Below are 18,089 nucleotides of genomic sequence, written 5' to 3' on the forward strand. Positions count from 1 at the left end.
GGCTTCAGGGTTCGCCGAGCAGTAACCGTACGCCGTCCGCCGACAGCGTCAGGCTGTCCGGCGAACCGGGGTCGATGGTGAGCGAGCGGCCCCCCTCGGGCCAGTGGGCCGGGAGCAGGCCCAGGGGTACGAGGTGGTAGCTCTGGACCTCCGGCAGCGCCCGGGCCATCCGCTCCTCCGAGGTGAAGACCTGCACGGTACGGCCCGTCAGCGCGAGGTTCAGTACCGGAGTGTCCGCGTCGTCGAGGGGGTCGGCACCAGCACCTTGCTGCCGGCCAACAGGGCCCGCGCCTCGCTGTCTTGTCCGTCGTATGCCAGGACACCCAGGGCGCGCAGGATACCGGCGGACGTGTCTTCGTCAGGAGGGCTGGTCATGGGGGTGGCGTTTCGTTCGTGTCCCGCGGACGAGGTGTTCCGTCCGCGTGGGACCGTCCTTGTGGGACAACTCTCGCCTACCCTCCGTCCGCACGCTCATGCGAAGCACGCGCGAATGACCGGTAGACTGGGTGATCGCGAAGGGGAGTAGCTCTGCGAACCGGTCGTCGACACACTGGAGCCCACGGGTTCCCGGTGGCCGGGCCCGCGTGAACATGCGGGTGGGCGAGACCTTCGGCCAGGCATTGATGTGCTCGCACGCCGTGCGGTGCACCCGTCATGCCGGGCCGATCGGTTCTCCCGTCGCCCCAGCCGAGGGCGCTTCGCGAAGATCCGGAGGGCCCGGCCCGTACAGAAAGCCACCCGGATGTCTCTCGCCCCCCTGGCGTCTTTCGACCCCTTGGCGATCATCACCGCCTTCGGGCTGATCTTCCTCGCCGAACTGCCCGACAAGACGATGTTCGCGTCGCTGGCCATGGGCACCCGTATGCGGCCCTTGTACGTGTGGTTCGGCACGTCGACCGCGTTCGTCGTGCATGTCGCGATCGCCGTCGGCGCCGGCAGCCTCATCGGTCTGCTGCCCGACTGGACCGTCAAGACCGTCTCGGCCGCGCTGTTCGCCTTCGGCGCCTTCATGCTGCTGCGCGGCGAAGGGGACGACGACGAGGCGGACGCGGGCGGCCGGACGGTCACCGGCTTCTGGCCGGTCTACACGACCGCCTTCATGGCCGTCTTCATCAGTGAGTGGGGCGACCTGACGCAGATCACGACCGCCAACCTCGCGACCACGAACGGGATCGCGTCCGTGGCCCTCGGCTCCGCGGCGGCCCTCATGTCGGTCTCCGCCCTCGCACTGCTGGCGGGCCGCTTCATCGCCAAGCATGTGCCGCTGAAGACCGTCCAGCGCATCGGCGGACTGTGCATGCTGGGCCTGGCCGTGTGGTCGGCGGTCGAGATCTTCACCGGCTGACCTGCGGCCCCTCTGAAGCTGAGCCCCCTGACACGCTTACATGCACCCGAATTAGTTGCGCAATCAACAAAGGTTCATTTTCTGTTACCGTGCATATATGGCAGCGGAGAAGGCCGATTCCCGGCTCGAGGAGCAGTGGCGGGAGATCTTGGCGGTGCATGCGCGCACGATCTGCGAGATCGACCGCGAGTTGCATCCGCATGGCCTGGGCGCCAGCGACTTCGAGGTCCTCGACATCCTCGTAGAGGGCGCGGCCACGCATCCGGGCGAGCAGTGCCGTGTGCAGGACATCGCCGAGCGCGTCCATCTGAGCCAGAGCGCCCTGTCCCGCCTCATCGGCCGCCTGGACAAGGAGGGCCTGGTGGAGCGCTCCATCTGCCAGGAGGACCGCCGCGGGGTATGGGTCGCGCTCACCCAGAAGGGCCGCGACCTGCACACCGAGGTACGCCCCCTGCAGCGCGCGGCGCTCGCGCGCATGCTGAAGGGCGAGTGAGGCGCACGCTCCGCTAACGGACGAGGAGCGTGCGTACGCCCTCCGAGTTGAGCGTCAGGCCGTGCGGGGAGCTGGCGTCGATCGTCAGCGACAGATCCCCGGAGGGCCACTGGGAGGCCAGTGCGCCCAGCGGCACCAGCCGGTAGCGGGAGACGTACGGCAGCAGTTCGGCCATCCGCGCCTCCGAGGTGAACACCGGCACGAGCGGCTCCTCACCGTCCTGCTCCAGGACGGGCAGCGCCACCATCATGGGATCGGCCGCTGCCTCGTCTCCGGTGTCATCGGGCACCGGAACCAGCACGTCCGTGCCGGCCAGCGTGTCCAGCGCCGCGTCGTCCTCACTGTTCTCGGCCAGCACACTCAGCGCCCGCTCCGCCTCCGACGTGGCGCTGTCGTTCGAGGGTATCTCCATGGCACATCCCGACATAGTGGCGTTCTCGGGCCACCCGGGACGCCATTCGCCCCGGGCGCGTGACTCACGTACCCGCCCGGGGCCATGGCATTCCTGCCCCACGCATCACGGATGGCTCACGGAATGAGGGGGATGTCGTCCGAGGGCAGCCCGAGCCGGTCGCGGCCGACCCGCCGTGCAAGCGGCTCCGCCATGCTGGGGCCGATATGCGACCAGTACGTGGCCGCGTCCCGGAAGTAGCGCTGCATCCGCTCCCCGTCGCGGGCGTACCGGGAGCCCGCCGTACGGAAGAGGGTGTTCTGCATCGCGTCCCAGGCCATACGGCCGGCGTTCAGGAAGACCATCGCGAGGCGGTTGTCCTCGGCGGTGGTGAAGGGGGCTTTGCCCGTCACGTTGCGGTGGCAGGTCTCCATGTAGTCCTCGGCGGTGCGCTGGAGAGCGGCGTGCGCCGTGTGGATCACGCCGAGTGCTTCGCCCAAGTGGCGTTGATAGTCGTGGAGTTCGGCCCGGGTGCGGTGGGGTTCGAGGGTCAGGGGGCGCTCGGCGACGATCCGCGCGTACTCGTCGGCGGCCGCGTACGCGGTGCCGATCATGATGGCGGCCAGCTCGCCGTGGAAGAAGCTGGGCGCGCGCCCCGCGTACAGCGGGTTGTCATGCAGCTCCGACCCGAGGGAGCCGCCCTCGACCGGCAGATCGAGCAGACTCGCCTCCACGGTGAAGTACGCGGGGATGCGCGCCTGTTCCATCCGGATGCTGTTGGAGCCGCTGCCGCGCAGGCCCAGGACACCGTGCCAGTCGTCGAGCAGCGTCCAGACCGCGCGCGGCGCGACGAACAGCACCATCGGTCCTGGCGGGTCGCCCGGCTTCTCGGGGGCGCGCAGGGTCTGGCCGACGTAGTGCGTGGAGTACGGGGAGCCCGAGGAGTACGGCCAGGTGCCGTCGAGGACGACATGGCTGTGGCCGTCCGACTGCGCCACGCCGACGGGCATCACGGTGGACGCGGCCCGGAAGTCGCCCTCGTCACCGAAGATCTCGTCCTGCGCCTTCTCCTCGAACACGGAGGCCACTTGGAGGACATGGGCGGCGGTGAGCGAGAGGGCCCAGCCCGTCGAGGGGCAGCCACGGGCGATCTCGGTGACCACACGGTAGAAGGCCGGCAGGCCGAACTCGTATCCGCCGTAGCGGTGCGGTTGCAGGATCCGGTAGAAGCCGGCGCGTAAGAAATCCTCGTGGGTCTCCTTCGGGTAGCGCGTCAATCGCTCGGTCTCCGGCTGCCGTTCGAGCAGCGCGGGCCGCATGGCCACGGCCCGATCGATCAGTTCGCTTTCGGTCAGGGCGGGTTCGGGAGGGGCGATCACGGTGCCTCCTGAAGTGTGGGGCCGTCCGTACGTAGCGCGGTACCTGTGATTGAACACGTGACCGGCACCCCCTGTACCCATCGGATAGCGCCAAGTAGGTCCAATCGAGGGTGATCCGGGGGCGCGACGGGGACGCACCGTCTCGGCGTGTGCTTCCGCGCGCCGTCTCCACCAATGACTAACTGGGAGCTGCGCGCCAAGTCCTCGGTCGCCACGGGCATCGAGGAGCCGTTCCTGACGGCGTACAAGGAGGGCAGCTTCCACTACCTGCTGATTGCGGCCGACCGCATCTGAACACGGCAACGGGCGTCGGTTCCAGGCTCCTTCATTGGCCTGGAACCGACGCCCGTCCGCTTCGGGGGCGTGCCGCTGAGCGCCCGCCCATGGTGAAAACGGACCAGTAGTGGTGACCGCCGCCCACGCGCCGTCCGCGGCGTCGCGCATAGCGTGGGCGTATGCCGATGCAACCCTGGTTTCCCGACGCCAAGCTGGGCGTCTTCATCCACTACGGCGTCTACGCCGTGGGCGGAGCGGCCGAGTCCTGGTCCTTCTACACGGGCGAGATGACGCACGAGCAGTACATGAAACAGCTCGACGGCTTCACCGCGTCGCGCTACGACCCGGACGCCTGGGCCGAGTTGTTCGCCCGCATCGGCGCGAAGTACGCGGTGCTCACCACCCGGCACCACGACGGCGTCGCCCTGTGGGACACCGACCACCGCAATCTCGATGTCGTCCGGGACACACCGGCCGGCCGCGATCTCGTCACCGGATTCGTCGACGCGTTGCGCGCGAGGGACCTCAAGGTCGGCCTCTACTACTCGCACTCCGACTGGAACCACCCGGACTACCCGAGCGAGCGGCACCCGGGACCGTACCTCGTGGCGCCCAACGCCTACTCGCACGCCGAGCCCGGCAAGGAGGACCCGGCGGCCTGGGCCCGCTATCTCGCGTATCGCGACGGCCAGGTCCGCGAACTCGTCGAGCGTTTCCGCCCCGACATCCTCTGGTTCGACGGCGAGTGGGAGCGCACGGAGGAGCAGTGGCGGATGCGGGAGCTCGCCGAACTGATCCTCGCGGGCAACCCCGACACCATCCTCAACGGCCGCATGCTCGGCTACGGCGACTACGCCACCCCTGAACAGGGTGCTCCGCTCCAGGCCCCGGACGGCCCGTGGGAGCTGTGCCTGACGATCAACGACTCGTGGAGTTACCGGCCGCAGGACCGCGACTTCAAGTCGGTACGCCAGTTGGTGCGTTATTTCGCGGAGACGATCGGCATGGGCGGCAATCTGCTGCTCGGCGCAGGGCCTCGGGAGGACGGCACGATCCCCGAGGAGCAGGTCGAACGCCTGGAGGGCCTCGGTGCGTGGATCGCGCGCCATGCCGACGCCGTGTACGGCACGGTCGCCGGGCTGCCCGCCGGGCACCACTACGGTCCCAGCACGCTGTCCGCGGACCGGCGAACGCTGTACCTGGTGTGCTTCGACGCGCCGCGCGAGTCCGTCTCCGTACGCGGACTGCGCAACCGCGTCCTACGGGCCACGGTCCTGGGTACGGGCACCGAACTGGGCCACCATGTCACCGGCGGCCTGGACGCCGTACCGGGCGTGACCTGGATCGACGCGCCCGCTGCGACCGATCTGGACGATCAGGCCACGGTGCTGGCCGTCGAGCTGGAGGGGGAGCTGGATCTGTACCGGGGGGCGGGGCGGGACTGAGGCTCCGCCGCGGTAGCGCTCGTATACCCCGGGTCAGGCGAGGGAGAGGAAGAGCTTCTCGAGGCGGGCCCGCATCTGGTCGCGGTCCATGTCCGGCTCGCCGTTCTCAGGGGCCATGCAGTGCTCCAGCCCTGTCGCGATGATCGCGAACCCGGCGCGGTCCAACGCCCTTGAGGCCGCGGCCAGTTGAGTCACCACCTCATCGCAGGAGCGGCCCTGCTCGATCATGTTGATCACGCCCGCTATCTGCCCCTGGGCTCGCTTGAGCCGGTTGATCACGGACTTCAGCTCGTCGGCCGCCATCTGCAGTTCCATACGAAGCGCTCCCTTGTCGTATACCCCGCCCGGTACTCTACGCCGTCGCTCTTCGGACCAGCCGGGCCCTCGGTGCAAAGACGGGACCGCCCCGGTCGGCTCACTGCCGACCGGGGCGGAACGGGTTCCTTCTGGCGTGTTCGTTCTGCTCGCGCAGCCTGTTCGCGAACCGAGCCGTCAGGCCAGCGTGGCGAGCGCCTGGTTGAGGGTTGCCGACGGGCGCATCACGGCCGAGGCCTTGGCGGGGTCAGGCCGGTAGTAGCCGCCGATGTCGGCCGGCGAGCCCTGCACTGCGATCAGCTCGTCGACGATGGTCTGCTCCTGCGTGGTCAGCGTCTCGGCCAGCGGGGCGAACGCCTTGGCGAGCGCCGCGTCGTCGGTCTGCTTCGCCAGCTCCTGGGCCCAGTAGAGGGCCAGGTAGAAGTGGCTGCCGCGGTTGTCGATGCCGCCGACGCGACGGCTCGGCGACTTGTCGTTCTCCAGGAACGTGGCAGTCGCGCGGTCAAGGGTGTCCGCGAGCACCTGAGCGCGCGCGTTGTCCGTGGTCTGCGCGAGGTGCTCGAAGCTGGACGCCAGCGCGAGGAACTCGCCCAGGCTGTCCCAGCGCAGGTAGTTCTCCTTGACGAGCTGCTGGACGTGCTTCGGCGCGGAACCGCCGGCGCCCGTCTCGAAGAGACCGCCGCCGTTCATCAGCGGGACGACCGAGAGCATCTTGGCGCTGGTGCCCAGCTCCAGGATCGGGAACAGGTCGGTCAGGTAGTCACGCAGGACGTTGCCGGTGACCGAGATGGTGTTCTCGCCGCGGCGGATGCGCTCCACGGAGAGCTTGGTCGCCTCGACCGGGTTCAGGATCCGGATGTCCAGGCCCTCGGTGTCGTGCTCCGGCAGGTACTGCTTGACCTTCTCGATCAGCTGCGCGTCGTGCGCGCGGGTCTCGTCCAGCCAGAACACGGCCGGGTCGCCGGTGGCGCGGGCGCGGGTGACGGCCAGCTTGACCCAGTCGCGGATCGGGGCGTCCTTGGTCTGGCAGGCGCGGAAGATGTCGCCGGCGGAGACGGTCTGCTCGATGACGACGTTCCCGGCCTGGTCGACGAGGCGGACGGTGCCGGTGGTGGGGATCTCGAAGGTCTTGTCGTGGCTGCCGTACTCTTCGGCCTTCTGTGCCATCAGGCCGACGTTCGGGACGGAGCCCATGGTCGACGGGTCGAAGGCGCCGTTGGCGCGGCAGTCGTCGACGACGACCTGGTAGACGCCCGAGTAGCTGCTGTCCGGCAGGACGGCGAGCGTGTCGGCCTCCTCGCCGTCCGGGCCCCACATGTGGCCGGAGGTGCGGATCATGGCCGGCATGGAGGCGTCGACGATGACATCGGAGGGGACATGCAGGTTCGTGATGCCGCGGTCCGAGTCGACCATCGCCAGCTCGGGACCCTCGGCGAGTTCCGCGTCGAAGGAGGCCTTGATCTCGGCGCCCTCGGGCAGGGACTCGAGGCCCTTGTAGATGCCGCCGAGTCCGTCGTTCGGGGTGAGGCCGGCCGCGGCGAGCTTCTCGCCGTACTTCGCGAACGTCTTCGGGAAGAAGGCGCGCACCACGTGACCGAAGATGATCGGGTCGGAGACCTTCATCATCGTCGCCTTCAGGTGCACGGAGAACAGCACGCCCTCGGACTTGGCACGGTTGATCTGCGCGGTCAGGAACTCGCGCAGCGCGGCGACCCGCATCACGGAGGCGTCGACGACCTCACCGGCGAGTACGGGTACGGACTCGCGCAGCACGGTGGTGGAGCCGTCGTCGCCCTTCAGCTCAATGCGCAGCGCGCCGGCCTCGGAGATCACCGCGGACTTCTCCGTGGAGCGGAAGTCGTCCACGCCCATGGTCGCGACGTTGGTCTTCGACTCGGAGGTCCAGGCGCCCATGCGGTGCGGGTGGGCTTTCGCGTAGTTCTTCACCGAGGCGGGGGCGCGGCGGTCGGAGTTGCCCTCGCGCAGGACCGGGTTGACGGCGGAGCCCTTGACCTTGTCGTAGCGGGCGCGGATGTCGCGCTCCTCGTCGGTCTTCGGGTCGTCCGGGTACGCCGGCAGCGCGTAGCCCTGCTCCTGCAGCTCGGCGATCGCGGCCTTGAGCTGCGGGATCGACGCCGAGATGTTCGGTAGCTTGATGATGTTCGCCTCGGGCGTCTTGGCGAGATCGCCCAGCTCGGCCAGGTCGTCCGGGATGCGCTGCCCCTCTTCGAGGTACTCCGGGAAGAGAGCGATGATCCGCCCCGCCAGGGAGATGTCCCGCGTCTCCACGGTGACCCCGGCCGTCGAGGCGTAGGCCTGGATCACCGGCAGGAACGAATGCGTCGCCAGGGCCGGGGCCTCGTCAGTGTGCGTATAGATGATGGTCGAGTCAGTCACCGGGTGCTCCGCTCCACGTCTGCAACATTGCTCGACATCAAGATATCTCGTGATCGGCCCTCCCCGGACAGGGGCCCGTACCAATGAGTCCCTGTCCGGGAAGGTCGGGCTCAGGTCATGGGGTCGAACCAGGTGGGTGCGTCGGACAGTGCCTGCTTGATCCGGAACAGTCCGAACTCGTTCAGCTCCGGCAGGGCGTCGACCGGGAACCAGCCGACCTCCAGCGACTCGTCGTCGTTGACGCGTGCCTCGCCGCCGACGGCCCGGCAGCGGAAGGTGATGTCCATGTACTGGCAGATGTCACCGTTCGTGTAGGTGACCGGCTCCAGGGCCTGTACCAGGACGACCCGCTCGGCGACGCAGCGCACGGCCGTCTCCTCGTAGACCTCCCGTACCGCACAGGCCGCCGGCTGCTCGCCCGGGTCCGGGATGCCGCCGATCACCGACCACTTGCGGGTGTCGGAGCGACGCCCCAGCAGCACTCTCTCCTCGTCGTCGAGGACGATGGCGGTGACTCCGGGGAGCCAGAGCAGTTGCTGGCCGGCGGCGGCCCGGATGGCGGTGATGAAGTCAGGAGTAGCCATGGAGCGACCCTAACGGCCTGGCTCCGTCACTCCGGCGAGGTGCAGGGCGCGTACGACCGGCGTACGGCTACACGTCACCGGCGCGTCGGGCGCGGACTCCCGCCGTCACCGCCCAGCCGAGGCCGCCGGCGGCGACCAGCACGAGCAACGCCTCCGGGAGTACGCCGAGACGCGTGGCCGGAGTCTGCGAAGAGCGCAGCGGCACCTCCTGGACCAGCGAGTCCGCCACGAACATGCCGGTCCGCTGCGTGATCTTCCCGTCGGGCATGATCACGGCGCTGACGCCGCTGGTGACCGGGACGGTGACGGTGCGGCTGTGCTCGACGGCGCGGACCCGGGACATGGCGAGCTGCTGGTAGGTCATCTCGCTGCGGCCGAACGTGGCGTTGTTGCTCGGTACGGAGATCATCTGGGCGCCGTCGGTGACCGTGTCGCGCACGGCCCAGTCGAAGGCGGCCTCGTAGCAGGTCGCGAGCCCGACCTTGGTGCCCGCCATGGTGAACACGCCCGGCTCGCTGCCCCGGCTGAAGTTCTGGCGCACCATGGACGTCCAGTCCTCGTTGATGGCGCCGACGAGCGAGCGCAGCGGGAGGTACTCACCGAACGGCTGGATCTGCCGCTTGTCGTAGGTGTCGCCGGGCCCCTTGTCGGGGTTCCACAGGATCTGCTCGTTGTAGAGCTTGCCGTTCTTCTCGACGACGCCGCCGACCGAGATGGGCGCGCCGATCGCCTTGACGGCCGCTTCGATCACGTCGTGCGCGTCGGGGTTGCTGAACGGGTCGATGTCGGAGGAGTTCTCCGGCCACAGTACGAAGTCCGGCTGGGGGACCTCGCCTGCCTTGACCTGCGCGGCCAGGCGCTCGGTCTCCCGGGCGTGGTAGTCGAGCACGGCGCGCCGCTGGGCGTTGAAGCCGAGGCCCGCGCGCGGGACGTTGCCCTGGATGACGGCGACGGTCGCGGTGCCGTCCTCCGCCGTGTCGCTGACCAGGGGGCGTGCGGCGAAAGCGCCCCCTATGGGGAGTACGAAGCTGAGCAGTGCCGCGGCGGCGGCCCCGCGTCGTACGACATGGGTGCGCCGCACTTCGATGACCTGGCGGACGATCTCGTACAGCCCGAAGCCGCACAGGACGACCGCGAAGCCGAGCACCGGAGTGCCGCCGACCGCCGCGAGCGGCAGAAAGATCCCGTCCGCCTGGCCGAAGGCGATCTTGCCCCAGGGGAAGCCGCTGAACGGCACGCGCGCGCGTGCCGCCTCGCCGAGGGTCCACAGGGCAGCCGCCCACACGGGCCAGCCGGGCAGTTTCGACACCGCCGCGATGCCGGCGCCGACGAGCGCGACGAACACCGCCTCGATGACGACGAGGGCCAGCCACGGCCCGGGCCCGACTTCCACCCCGGTCCATACGAGCAGGGGCAGCAGGAAGCCGAGACCGAAGAAGTAGCCGAGCCGTAGGCCCGCCTTCCAGGTGCGGCCGCGCAGGCACCAGCCGAAGACCGCGAAGGCGGGGAGGGCGAGCCACCACAGGGTGCGCGGCGGAAAGCTGACGTAGAGGAGCACTCCGGAGAGCGCCGCGACGACGGCCGGACCGAACCGCTGGACCAGCCGTGCCCCGCGCGATGCGGGCCGGTCCTGCGGTCCGAGCTGTTCCGGCTGGTCTACGGATGTTGCTGTGGCGGTCACTCGGGGAGTGTACGGCGCGTGACCTGGCCACCGACAGCGCGGCCCATCCGCCCCTGGCCAGGCGGCTCCACCCGACAGCTGCATCGTTTCTGCGCAACTCGTCCACAAAGCGGCGCACCACCCGTTACGGTGTGCCGAAGCCCCTCACGTACGGCCGTATCCGGCCATTCGGTCGGGGTCCGTCATGGGTCGGGGGGCGGCGGGTGGGGTCCACGGGGATGGCGTCGGCCGAGCCGGTGCCGGCGCACGGCAGACGCACCGTTTCGGACGTGGCGGGCGTGATCGTGCTCGGGGCCTGCGCGACCTGGTCCGTGATCACCGCCTCGGTGCACGGTGGCCGGCCCGAGGGGGTGCTGCTCGCGGTGCTCGCCGTGGCCGCCGGTTATGCCTCGGGGCGGATGTGTGGTTCGTACCTGCCGGTCGCCGCTCCTGGCGCGGGTGCGCTTGCCGGTCTTGGCCTCGCGATCGCCGCCCCGAACACGGCACCAGGGCCGCAGGTCATCTCGCCGCTCGGGCAGACCGGCTCCACCGCGGCTCTGCTGACCCTCTCCGCGGGGGCCGCGTGCTGTGCGGCCTGGGCGGCACGCCCGCCGGCACTGCGGCTCGGGCTGCGGCTGCTGGCCGCCGGGATCGCAGTGGCCTCGGCCGTCCTGGGCTCGACGGCGGGCTGTATCGCCTGTGCGGGCGTACTGCTGTGCTCCCTCGCCGCCGACCGCATGCGCCGCACGCTGGGACTCGCGGGCCTCGCCCTCGCCGCGGGCCTGGTGACCGGCGCGACCTGGGCCGTCGCCGAGAACGTGCTGCCGGACGGCCTGACCTCCGCCTTGGAAGGACAGCTCACGCAGCAGCGGGTCCAGCTGTGGCGCGACGCGCTCGACATGGCCCACCAGGAGCCAGGCCTTGGCGTCGGCCCGGGACGGTTCCCGGAGCTGAGTCCGACGGTCACGCAGTCGCCGCCGACGGACGGCAAGCCGTACTCCGCGCCGTTTCAGCAAGCGGCCGAGCAGGGGCTCATCGGTGTGGTTCTGCTCGCGGCGGTGTTCTGCTGGGTCCTGTACGCGCTGTGGCGCACGCCTCGCCCCACGTCGGTCGCGCTCACCGCAGGCGCCGCGCTCACGGCGCTGGCCGCGATCGCCGCGATCGGCAACGCACTGAGCTTCCCCACGGTGACGGCTGGCGCGGGACTGCTCGCGGGGCTCGCCACGGCCCGTCCCCTGCCCGAGGTGCCGCAGAGCGCGGTGGACGAGGTCGGGCACACCCGCAGCGGCCGATCAGGCCCGTGACCGGGCGGCGTCAGAGCGCGGTGCCCCGAGTCATCGCCGCGAGACGGGCCCGGATGACCCGTACGGCCGCCTCCGCGTTGTCCACCGTGACCGTGAACGAATGGCCGTCGCCGAGCCGCAGCACCAGGCCCTCACCGCGCCGTACGACTACAGCGGTCCCCTTCTCGGGCCGCCAGCGGTAGCCCCAGCCGCCCCACTGGCGCGGGGTGACCCGGGGCAGGAAGTCCGCGCCGATGATGTGGGAGAGGGGGATCCGGCGGCGCGGCAGGCCCATGTGTCCGCAGCGCACTTCGAAGCACTCCTTGTCGACCTTCACGGCGACGTGCACGAACGCGAGCGTGCCGAAGAGGACCAGGAGTCCCCCGGCGATGCAGCCGACCACGGACATGAGGAGCGGCACGATGCCCGACGTCCAGGCCGAGTCGACGGCCAGCTCGATACCCAGGGCCATGCAGCCGGCGCCGCCCAGCGCGAGCAGCCACTGCACGCGGTTGGCCGCGCGGCCGTGCCAGACCTCGGGAGGCGGGACGTCGTCAGCGTCCTTCTCGCCGTGGGGGTACCTCATGACTTTGAGACTACTCAGATTCCGCAGCGCGGGCATCGGGTTGCGGACAGTTACTGGTCCGGGTGGACGTCAGGTGTCCGGTTCGTGGCGAGACGTTCAGCGCGCGGGGCTGACGGCGTGGAGGAGGAGGCCTTCCGCGTACGTCAGAGCCGGCGCGGGCAGAGCGCCCTCGCGTCCGCTGAGGATCACCGTGAGGGCAGGGTCGGCGGCAGCCTCGGCAGCCGGGCGCTCGCCGATCCGGCGCAGCGCCTGGGCGGCGACGGCACCAGCGGAACCGTGCAGGACGAGCGGCGGGAGGCCTGGCTTCTGCACGGCCGCGCGGATGCGCTGGGCGACCAGCTCGTAATTGGTGCAGCCCAGGACAACGGTCGTTACGTCGTCAGGGGTGAGCGCGGCAGCCGCGGCAATCGCGGCATCGATGGCCGACTCGTCCGCATGGTGCACGGCGTCGGCGAGGCCGGGGCACGGCACCTCGGTGACGGCCACACCGTCGGCGAACTCCTGGATGAGACCGCGCTGGTAGGGGCTGCCGGTGGTGGCGGGCGTCGCCCAGATCGCGACGGGTCCGCCACCCGCGGCGGCCGGCTTGATCGCCGGAACGGTGCCGATGATCGGCAGGTCCGGCTCGAAACGGGCACGCAGCGCCAGCAGAGAATGCACCGATGCGGTGTTGCAGGCGACAATCAGGACATCGGGACGATGCCTGGCGGCGGCCTCGGCAACGGCCAGCGAGCGCGCCGTGATGTCCTCCGGAGTGCGCGGTCCCCAGGGCATCCCGTCAGGGTCCCAGGAGAGCACGAGATCCGCGTCGGGCCGCAGCTGGCGTACCGCGGCAGCAGCGGGAAGCAGTCCGATTCCGGAGTCCATGAGCGCGATCTTCACCCGGTCACCATAGACGATCCGCCCCAACGGGCCCCCGTGGGTGGGGCAGACTGCGGCCCGTGAACGCCCTTGTGTGGACCGCCGCCGGATCGCTCGCCGCATGGTTGTGGCTGCTGCTGGGTCAGGGCTTCTTCTGGCGTACGGATCTGCGGTTGCCGCCGCGCCGGGAGCCGGAGGACTGGCCGTACGTCTGCGTCGTCGTTCCGGCGCGGGACGAGGCCGCCGTACTTCCGCGCAGCCTGCCGTCGCTCCTCGCGCAGGACTATCCGGGGCGGGCCGAGGTGTTCCTGGTCGACGACGGGAGTTCGGACGGCACCGGTGAACTGGCCCGTGAACTGGCCAAGCGGCACGGCGGGCTGCCGCTGACCGTCGGCTCGCCCGGGGAGCCGCCCGCGGGCTGGACGGGCAAGCTCTGGGCCGTACGGCACGGAATCGGCCTGGCACGCGCGCGTGCACCCGAATATCTGCTGCTGACGGACGCGGACATCGCCCACGCCCCGGACAGCCTGCGGGAGTTGGTGTCCGCGGCCCGCACCGGAGGCTTCGATCTCGTCTCGCAGATGGCGCGGCTGCGGGTCGAGAGCCTCTGGGAGCGGCTCGTGGTGCCCGCCTTCGTGTACTTCTTCGCGCAGCTGTATCCGTTCCGCCGGATCGCCGTGAAGGGGTCGCGGACAGCCGCCGCCGCGGGCGGCTGCGTCCTGTTGCGCGCGGACGCCGCCGAGCGGGCCCGGATTCCGGACACCATCCGGCACGCCGTCATCGACGACGTGGCGCTCGCGAAGGCGGTCAAGGGCTCCGGCGGCCACATCTGGCTGGGGCTCGCAGAAAAGGTCGACAGCGTGCGCCCCTATCCGCGACTGCACGACCTGTGGCGGATGGTCTCGCGCAGCGCGTACGCCCAACTGCGGCACAGCCCGCTGCTGCTGATCGGCACGGTCGTGGGCCTCACGGTGGTGTACCTGGTGCCGCCCGTGGCGCTCTGCGTGGGTCTCACCGCGGGGAGCGCCGGGGCGGCGACGGCAGGCGGGCTCGCGTGGCTGCTGATGACAGCGACGTATCTGCCGATGCTCCGCTACTACCGACAGCCGCTCTCGCTCGCCTTGTTGTTGCCGGTCACCGCGTTTTTGTACCTCCTCATGACGGTGGATTCCGCGGTGCAGCACTACAGGGGGCGCGGCGCCGCATGGAAAGGGCGCACCTACACCCGTCCCGATGCGGCGCCCGAGCAGCGGTGAGGGGCCACTTCCGGGGTCACTTCCTGCCTGGGGTCCAGTTCATGCCCCACCCGTAGGCGTAGTCGACGGTGCGCTGCGGGCTCACGCCGCGCTCGGGAACCAGGAAGCGGGCCTCGCGCTGGACGACGAGATCGCTGCCCGTGTTGGTGATGAGAGCCAGCGCGCACACCGTCGAGGGAACGGTGCACTCGCCGAGCGAGAAGTCGATGGGCGCGCCGTGCAGCGGCTGGAGGGTCACCGTGGCGTCCAGGTCGGCGAAGGATCGCGCTCCTTCGTAGATGGTGACGAAGATGAGGATGCGGCGGAAGTACTGCTGGTGGTCGAGGTTGATGCTCATGTTCTCGCCACTCGCCGAGGCCCCGGTGCGGTCGTCGCCGTCGAGATGGATGAACGGCGGCTGGTGCAGCGCTCCGAAGGCGTTGCCCAGCGCCTGGACGACGCCCTTGTTGCCGTCGGAGAGCTCGTACAGGGCGCACAGGTCGAGGTCGAGGTCCGCGTGCATGGCGACGGCCTGGCCCAGCTTGCTGCGCCACCCCGAGAACTGCTTGCGCACCTGCCAGTTGAGGTTCACGCGCATGGCACCGGAGGTGCCGCCCTGCTTGGTGAGCGAGACCGACGGGGCTTCCTTGGTGAGCGTGACCTTGGTCAGGCGTACCGGGGCGGCAGGCTGGGCGGGCGGCGGCGTCACCGGGGGCGCGGCCGTGACCGGCGGGGCGGCGGGCGCGGGTGGCGGTGGCGTCGAGGGCACGGGCGATGGCGTCGTGGACGCGGGCGGCGCCGCCTGCTGCGGTTCGTCCACCGTGATCCCGAAGTCCGTGGCCAGCCCCTCCAGCCCGCTGCTGTAGCCCTGGCCGACGGCACGGAACTTCCAGGCGCCCTGACGGCGGTAGAACTCCCCGAGCACGAAGGCCGTCTCGACACTCGCCCCCTCGCTGTCGAAGCGGGCGACCTCCGTGCCCTGTTGTGCGTCGAGGACCCGGATGTACAGGCCGGGCACCTGCCCGAACGTGCCGCCGTCCGAGGAGGCGACGAGCACCACGGTCTCGACTGCGGGCTCCACGCGCGCGAGGTCGACGACCAGTGTGTCACTCACCTGCCCGCCGGCGTCCCGCTTGCCCTCGTGCCGTACAGCTCCGGAGGCGTGCGCGGGCTGGTTGTAGAAGACGAAGTCGTCGTCCGACCGGACCTTTCCGGAGACCAGCAACAGCGCCGAGGCATCCGCGTCGGGGACGCCGGGGCCGGAACCCCACCCCAATTCGACGCGAAGTCCGGCCGTCGGCACCGGAACATTCGAACCTTTAGGCATTGACATGTCCGCCCCCATCGGGTGTCTCCGCGCCGGACCGCGCTTCAGTTCAGTACATGAAGTCGTTCTTCGCCAACCTATTCCAGCGAACGGCGAACGCCCATGACCCGGTTCGCGGGAACGTCGTCCGACCCGCCGGTAACCCTCCCGGAACTCGGCCTTTACCGGATCTCAACATCAACCGCCGCCCCTTTTTGACAAGTTCGTTCACATTGGGGATGGCCTGTCACTGCCGACACGAAAAACAACCCTCTTATCGGTCTCCCCAACCAGCTCATCGTGGGCTTAACTTATGTGCCATGACCTCCCCCCGCTCCACCTATGGCGGCGGTTACTACTCCGCCTCCTTCCCGGACACTCCGATCTACGACTCGCTCGTCGCAGAGCGGGGTACCCCGCAGATCGCGCCGATCCGGGTCCCCTCGGCGTATGACACGGGCAGCCACCTGCCCGCGCTTCCGGCAGCGCTGCCCGCCCTGCCGGCCGCTCCTTCTCCGCAGACGCCGACATACGGCTATCCGCAGGCCCAGCAACCCCAGCCGCTGCAGCAGGCCGCCGCGCCGTACATCCCGCAGCAGCAGGCAGCCGGGCCGCGCGGCTACCCGGGCGCCCAGGGCCAGCAGCCGCAGCGTCCGGTACAGCCGCAGCGCCCCATGGCGGGCGGTACGGGCTACGAGGCGATGCGCCCCGCGGCTCCCCGTCCGGCTCCGGCGCCGTATCAGGATCCGTACAACGGACAGCAGCAGCAATACCGCGGCGGATACTGAGGTCTCGCTCCGATCTGCCAGCTCCCTCGGCGGAGGTTGTCAGTGCCGGCTGGCAGGATGACCTCATGTCGATGGTGGTGTTGCGCTCGATCCACGTCTATCCGCTCAAGGCGGCCAGGGGTCATGCCCCGCGCGAGGCCGTCGTGGAGCCATGGGGCCTGGCGGGCGACCGGCGTTGGGTGCTGATCGACGAGACGGGTAAGGTCATCACCCAACGTGCGCATCCGCGCATGGCGTTGGCCGCCGCCGAGCCACAGCCCGGCGGCGGTGTTCTGCTGTCCGGGCCCGGTCGTGAATCGCTGGCCGTTCCCGTGCCCGAGCCGATCGGCACGACGACGGTCGAGATGGCGCGCGACAAGGTGGAGGGGGTTCCCGCCGGCGCCGCGGCGCACGCCTGGTTCAGCGAGTATCTCGGACTCGACGTGCGTCTCGTGCATCTCGACGACCCGGCCACCCGCCGGCCCATCGATCCGGAGTACGCGCGTCCGGGCGAGACCGTCAGCTTCGCCGACGCCTATCCCCTCCTCCTCACCACCCTCGCCTCCCTCGACGCCCTCAACTCCCTGATAGCGCGGGGCGACCGGCCCGACGAGGGCCCGCTCCCCATGAACCGCTTCCGGCCGAACGTGGTCGTCGACGGCACCAACACCTGGGCCGAGGACGGCTGGGCGAGAATCGCCATCGGCGAGGCCACCTTCCGGATCGCCAAGCCGTGCGCGCGCTGCGTCGTGACCACCACCGACCAGGAAACCGCCGAGCGCGGCGGGGAACCTCTGCGCACGCTCGGCCGCCACCGCCGCTTCGGCGGCAAGCTGGTCTTCGGGCAGAACCTCGTGCCGGAGTCCCTCGGCACCGTGCGCGTCGGAGATCCGGTCAGAATCCTCGAATAGACCCTCGCGTGGGGAACCACAGCGCCGGGCACGCCCGTTGAGGCCTTGTGAGAAGTTCATGAAAGGGCCGGTGCGAGAGGTGTTTTCGCTCTCTCTTCCCCGGCCTGATGCGTGGACGGCTCCGCCGAGGGTTATCACGGACGCGGAAGGGGGTGCGGGCATTGCGGGCCATCAGGGGACTCTGGCGCTGGCGGCGCAATCCGCTGCGCCGTACGACCGATCTCGTCGAGGCCTGGGTGGCCATGGCTGCTCTGCTGCTCATCCTCGTCGCCGCGCCCGTGGTCGGTGCCTGGGTCGGCTCGGTCGCCCAGGACTCCCTGCGGGAGTCCGTACGGCAGCAGCGGCTGGACCGTCACCTGGTGGAGGCGACCGTCGTCAAGAAGGCGGACAGCTCCCCGCTGGACCCCGACCCCGAGACGTCCTCGGCGCGCGACTCCCACAACCGTGTGCTCGCCAACTGGAAGGGCCCGGACGGCACCGAGCAGCAGGGCACGGTCATGGCCGCCCTCAAGTCCCCGCAAGCCGGCGACCGGTTCACGCTGTGGACCGACGAGCACGGCCGAATAGTGGGCCGCCCCCTGGACACCGCCACCGCGACGACGCACGCCGTCCTCGCCGGATTCGGCGCGACAGCCGTCTGCGCCGGACTCGTCGAGGGCTCCCGGAGGCTGGTCCTGTGGCGCATGGTGCGGCGCCGGTACGCCCGCCTGGACCGGGCGTGGTCGCAGGCCGGACCGGACTGGGGCAGGACCGGCACGGGCAGCTGACAGCCTTCCGCTCCGGTCAACTCCCCCTCCCCGCGCACGCTACGGTGGACCGGCCGAACTGTTCGGCACGTCGTGAGAGGCTGTTCCC

The 18,089-nt window shown here is 70.2% G+C and carries 19 protein-coding genes and 1 pseudogene; 9 read left to right on the plus strand and 11 right to left on the minus strand.

The genetic code is table 11. The features are described 5' to 3' along the window. Positions 1 to 4 precede the first annotated feature (4 nt). Together ACYVO6_RS18885 and ACYVO6_RS18890 are read right to left on the minus strand one after the other, a co-directional pair. Positions 5 to 196 carry an SseB family protein gene (locus tag ACYVO6_RS18885; protein WP_461062555.1) on the minus strand — a complete coding sequence of 64 codons (192 nt, stop codon included), beginning with the start codon at positions 194 to 196 and terminating at the stop codon, positions 5 to 7. Between the two features lie 23 nt (positions 197 to 219). Then, on the minus strand, positions 220 to 375 hold the full coding sequence (locus tag ACYVO6_RS18890; RefSeq protein ID WP_461062556.1) for a hypothetical protein: 156 nt from the start codon (positions 373 to 375) through the stop codon (positions 220 to 222). A gap of 367 nt (positions 376 to 742) precedes the next feature. Here ACYVO6_RS18890 and ACYVO6_RS18895 point away from each other — a divergent pair, with 367 nt between their 5' ends. Together ACYVO6_RS18895 and ACYVO6_RS18900 are read left to right on the plus strand one after the other, a co-directional pair. After that, complete coding sequence (locus ACYVO6_RS18895; protein WP_461062557.1) at positions 743 to 1,345, plus strand: TMEM165/GDT1 family protein; 603 nt, start codon at positions 743 to 745, stop codon at positions 1,343 to 1,345. 97 nt (positions 1,346 to 1,442) lie between these two features. After that, positions 1,443 to 1,838, plus strand: coding sequence for a MarR family winged helix-turn-helix transcriptional regulator (locus ACYVO6_RS18900; protein ID WP_461062558.1), 396 nt, complete (start codon positions 1,443 to 1,445; stop codon positions 1,836 to 1,838). Positions 1,839 to 1,851: 13 nt separating this feature from the next. Here ACYVO6_RS18900 and ACYVO6_RS18905 read toward each other — a convergent pair whose 3' ends face one another. Both ACYVO6_RS18905 and ACYVO6_RS18910 read right to left on the minus strand, forming a co-directional pair. Continuing rightward, positions 1,852 to 2,250, minus strand: coding sequence for an SseB family protein (locus ACYVO6_RS18905; protein ID WP_461062559.1), 399 nt, complete (start codon positions 2,248 to 2,250; stop codon positions 1,852 to 1,854). A gap of 116 nt (positions 2,251 to 2,366) precedes the next feature. Continuing rightward, positions 2,367 to 3,608 (minus strand): acyl-CoA dehydrogenase family protein, encoded by a 1,242-nt coding sequence (locus ACYVO6_RS18910; RefSeq protein WP_461062560.1) that lies wholly within the window; start codon positions 3,606 to 3,608, stop codon positions 2,367 to 2,369. 183 nt (positions 3,609 to 3,791) lie between these two features. Between ACYVO6_RS18910 and ACYVO6_RS18915 the strand changes: the two are divergent. Together ACYVO6_RS18915 and ACYVO6_RS18920 are read left to right on the plus strand one after the other, a co-directional pair. After that, a pseudogene (locus ACYVO6_RS18915) lies at positions 3,792 to 3,902 on the plus strand (SAM-dependent methyltransferase); the annotation flags it as partial. Positions 3,903 to 4,063: 161 nt separating this feature from the next. Then, on the plus strand, positions 4,064 to 5,329 hold the full coding sequence (locus ACYVO6_RS18920) for an alpha-L-fucosidase (protein WP_461062561.1): 1,266 nt from the start codon (positions 4,064 to 4,066) through the stop codon (positions 5,327 to 5,329). Between the two features lie 33 nt (positions 5,330 to 5,362). On the opposite strand, the gene ACYVO6_RS18925 is transcribed toward ACYVO6_RS18920, so the two are convergent. From ACYVO6_RS18925 to lnt, 4 genes are all read right to left on the minus strand, one after another. Then, on the minus strand, positions 5,363 to 5,644 hold the full coding sequence (locus ACYVO6_RS18925; protein ID WP_033318546.1) for a metal-sensitive transcriptional regulator: 282 nt from the start codon (positions 5,642 to 5,644) through the stop codon (positions 5,363 to 5,365). 177 nt (positions 5,645 to 5,821) lie between these two features. Then, positions 5,822 to 8,041 (minus strand): NADP-dependent isocitrate dehydrogenase, encoded by a 2,220-nt coding sequence (locus ACYVO6_RS18930; RefSeq protein WP_461062562.1) that lies wholly within the window; start codon positions 8,039 to 8,041, stop codon positions 5,822 to 5,824. Positions 8,042 to 8,151: 110 nt separating this feature from the next. After that, complete coding sequence (locus ACYVO6_RS18935; protein ID WP_461062563.1) at positions 8,152 to 8,625, minus strand: NUDIX hydrolase; 474 nt, start codon at positions 8,623 to 8,625, stop codon at positions 8,152 to 8,154. Between the two features lie 67 nt (positions 8,626 to 8,692). Then, positions 8,693 to 10,306: an apolipoprotein N-acyltransferase gene (lnt, locus tag ACYVO6_RS18940; protein WP_461062564.1), complete on the minus strand. Its 1,614-nt coding sequence runs from the start codon at positions 10,304 to 10,306 to the stop codon at positions 8,693 to 8,695. Between the two features lie 218 nt (positions 10,307 to 10,524). Here lnt and ACYVO6_RS18945 point away from each other — a divergent pair, with 218 nt between their 5' ends. After that, the gene (locus ACYVO6_RS18945; protein WP_461062989.1) at positions 10,525 to 11,589 is read left to right on the plus strand and encodes an O-antigen ligase family protein; all 1,065 of its coding nucleotides are present in this window, start codon (positions 10,525 to 10,527) and stop codon (positions 11,587 to 11,589) included. Between the two features lie 10 nt (positions 11,590 to 11,599). Here the strand turns inward: ACYVO6_RS18945 and ACYVO6_RS18950 are convergent, their stop codons facing one another. Together ACYVO6_RS18950 and ACYVO6_RS18955 are read right to left on the minus strand one after the other, a co-directional pair. Further along, a complete protein-coding gene (locus ACYVO6_RS18950) occupies positions 11,600 to 12,154 on the minus strand; it encodes a hypothetical protein (RefSeq protein ID WP_461062565.1) in 555 nt (184 codons plus the stop codon). A 96-nt stretch (positions 12,155 to 12,250) separates the two neighbouring features. Continuing rightward, on the minus strand, positions 12,251 to 13,036 hold the full coding sequence (locus tag ACYVO6_RS18955; RefSeq protein ID WP_461062566.1) for a glutamate racemase: 786 nt from the start codon (positions 13,034 to 13,036) through the stop codon (positions 12,251 to 12,253). A 59-nt stretch (positions 13,037 to 13,095) separates the two neighbouring features. Here ACYVO6_RS18955 and ACYVO6_RS18960 point away from each other — a divergent pair, with 59 nt between their 5' ends. Next, complete coding sequence (locus ACYVO6_RS18960) at positions 13,096 to 14,271, plus strand: glycosyltransferase (protein ID WP_461062567.1); 1,176 nt, start codon at positions 13,096 to 13,098, stop codon at positions 14,269 to 14,271. Between the two features lie 16 nt (positions 14,272 to 14,287). On the opposite strand, the gene ACYVO6_RS18965 is transcribed toward ACYVO6_RS18960, so the two are convergent. Further along, positions 14,288 to 15,577: a TerD family protein gene (locus tag ACYVO6_RS18965; protein ID WP_461062568.1), complete on the minus strand. Its 1,290-nt coding sequence runs from the start codon at positions 15,575 to 15,577 to the stop codon at positions 14,288 to 14,290. 299 nt (positions 15,578 to 15,876) lie between these two features. On the opposite strand from ACYVO6_RS18965, the gene ACYVO6_RS18970 reads away from it, so the two are divergent. The 3 genes from ACYVO6_RS18970 (at position 15,877) to ACYVO6_RS18980 (ending at position 18,001) form a co-directional block, all read left to right on the plus strand. Next, positions 15,877 to 16,344 carry a DUF6643 family protein gene (locus tag ACYVO6_RS18970; RefSeq protein WP_461062569.1) on the plus strand — a complete coding sequence of 156 codons (468 nt, stop codon included), beginning with the start codon at positions 15,877 to 15,879 and terminating at the stop codon, positions 16,342 to 16,344. A 65-nt stretch (positions 16,345 to 16,409) separates the two neighbouring features. Further along, a complete protein-coding gene (locus ACYVO6_RS18975) occupies positions 16,410 to 17,234 on the plus strand; it encodes an MOSC domain-containing protein (protein WP_461062570.1) in 825 nt (274 codons plus the stop codon). A 161-nt stretch (positions 17,235 to 17,395) separates the two neighbouring features. Then, the gene (locus tag ACYVO6_RS18980) at positions 17,396 to 18,001 is read left to right on the plus strand and encodes an Rv1733c family protein (RefSeq protein WP_461062571.1); all 606 of its coding nucleotides are present in this window, start codon (positions 17,396 to 17,398) and stop codon (positions 17,999 to 18,001) included. Positions 18,002 to 18,089 lie beyond the last annotated feature (88 nt).

The organism is Streptomyces pseudoechinosporeus (genome assembly GCF_054783935.1).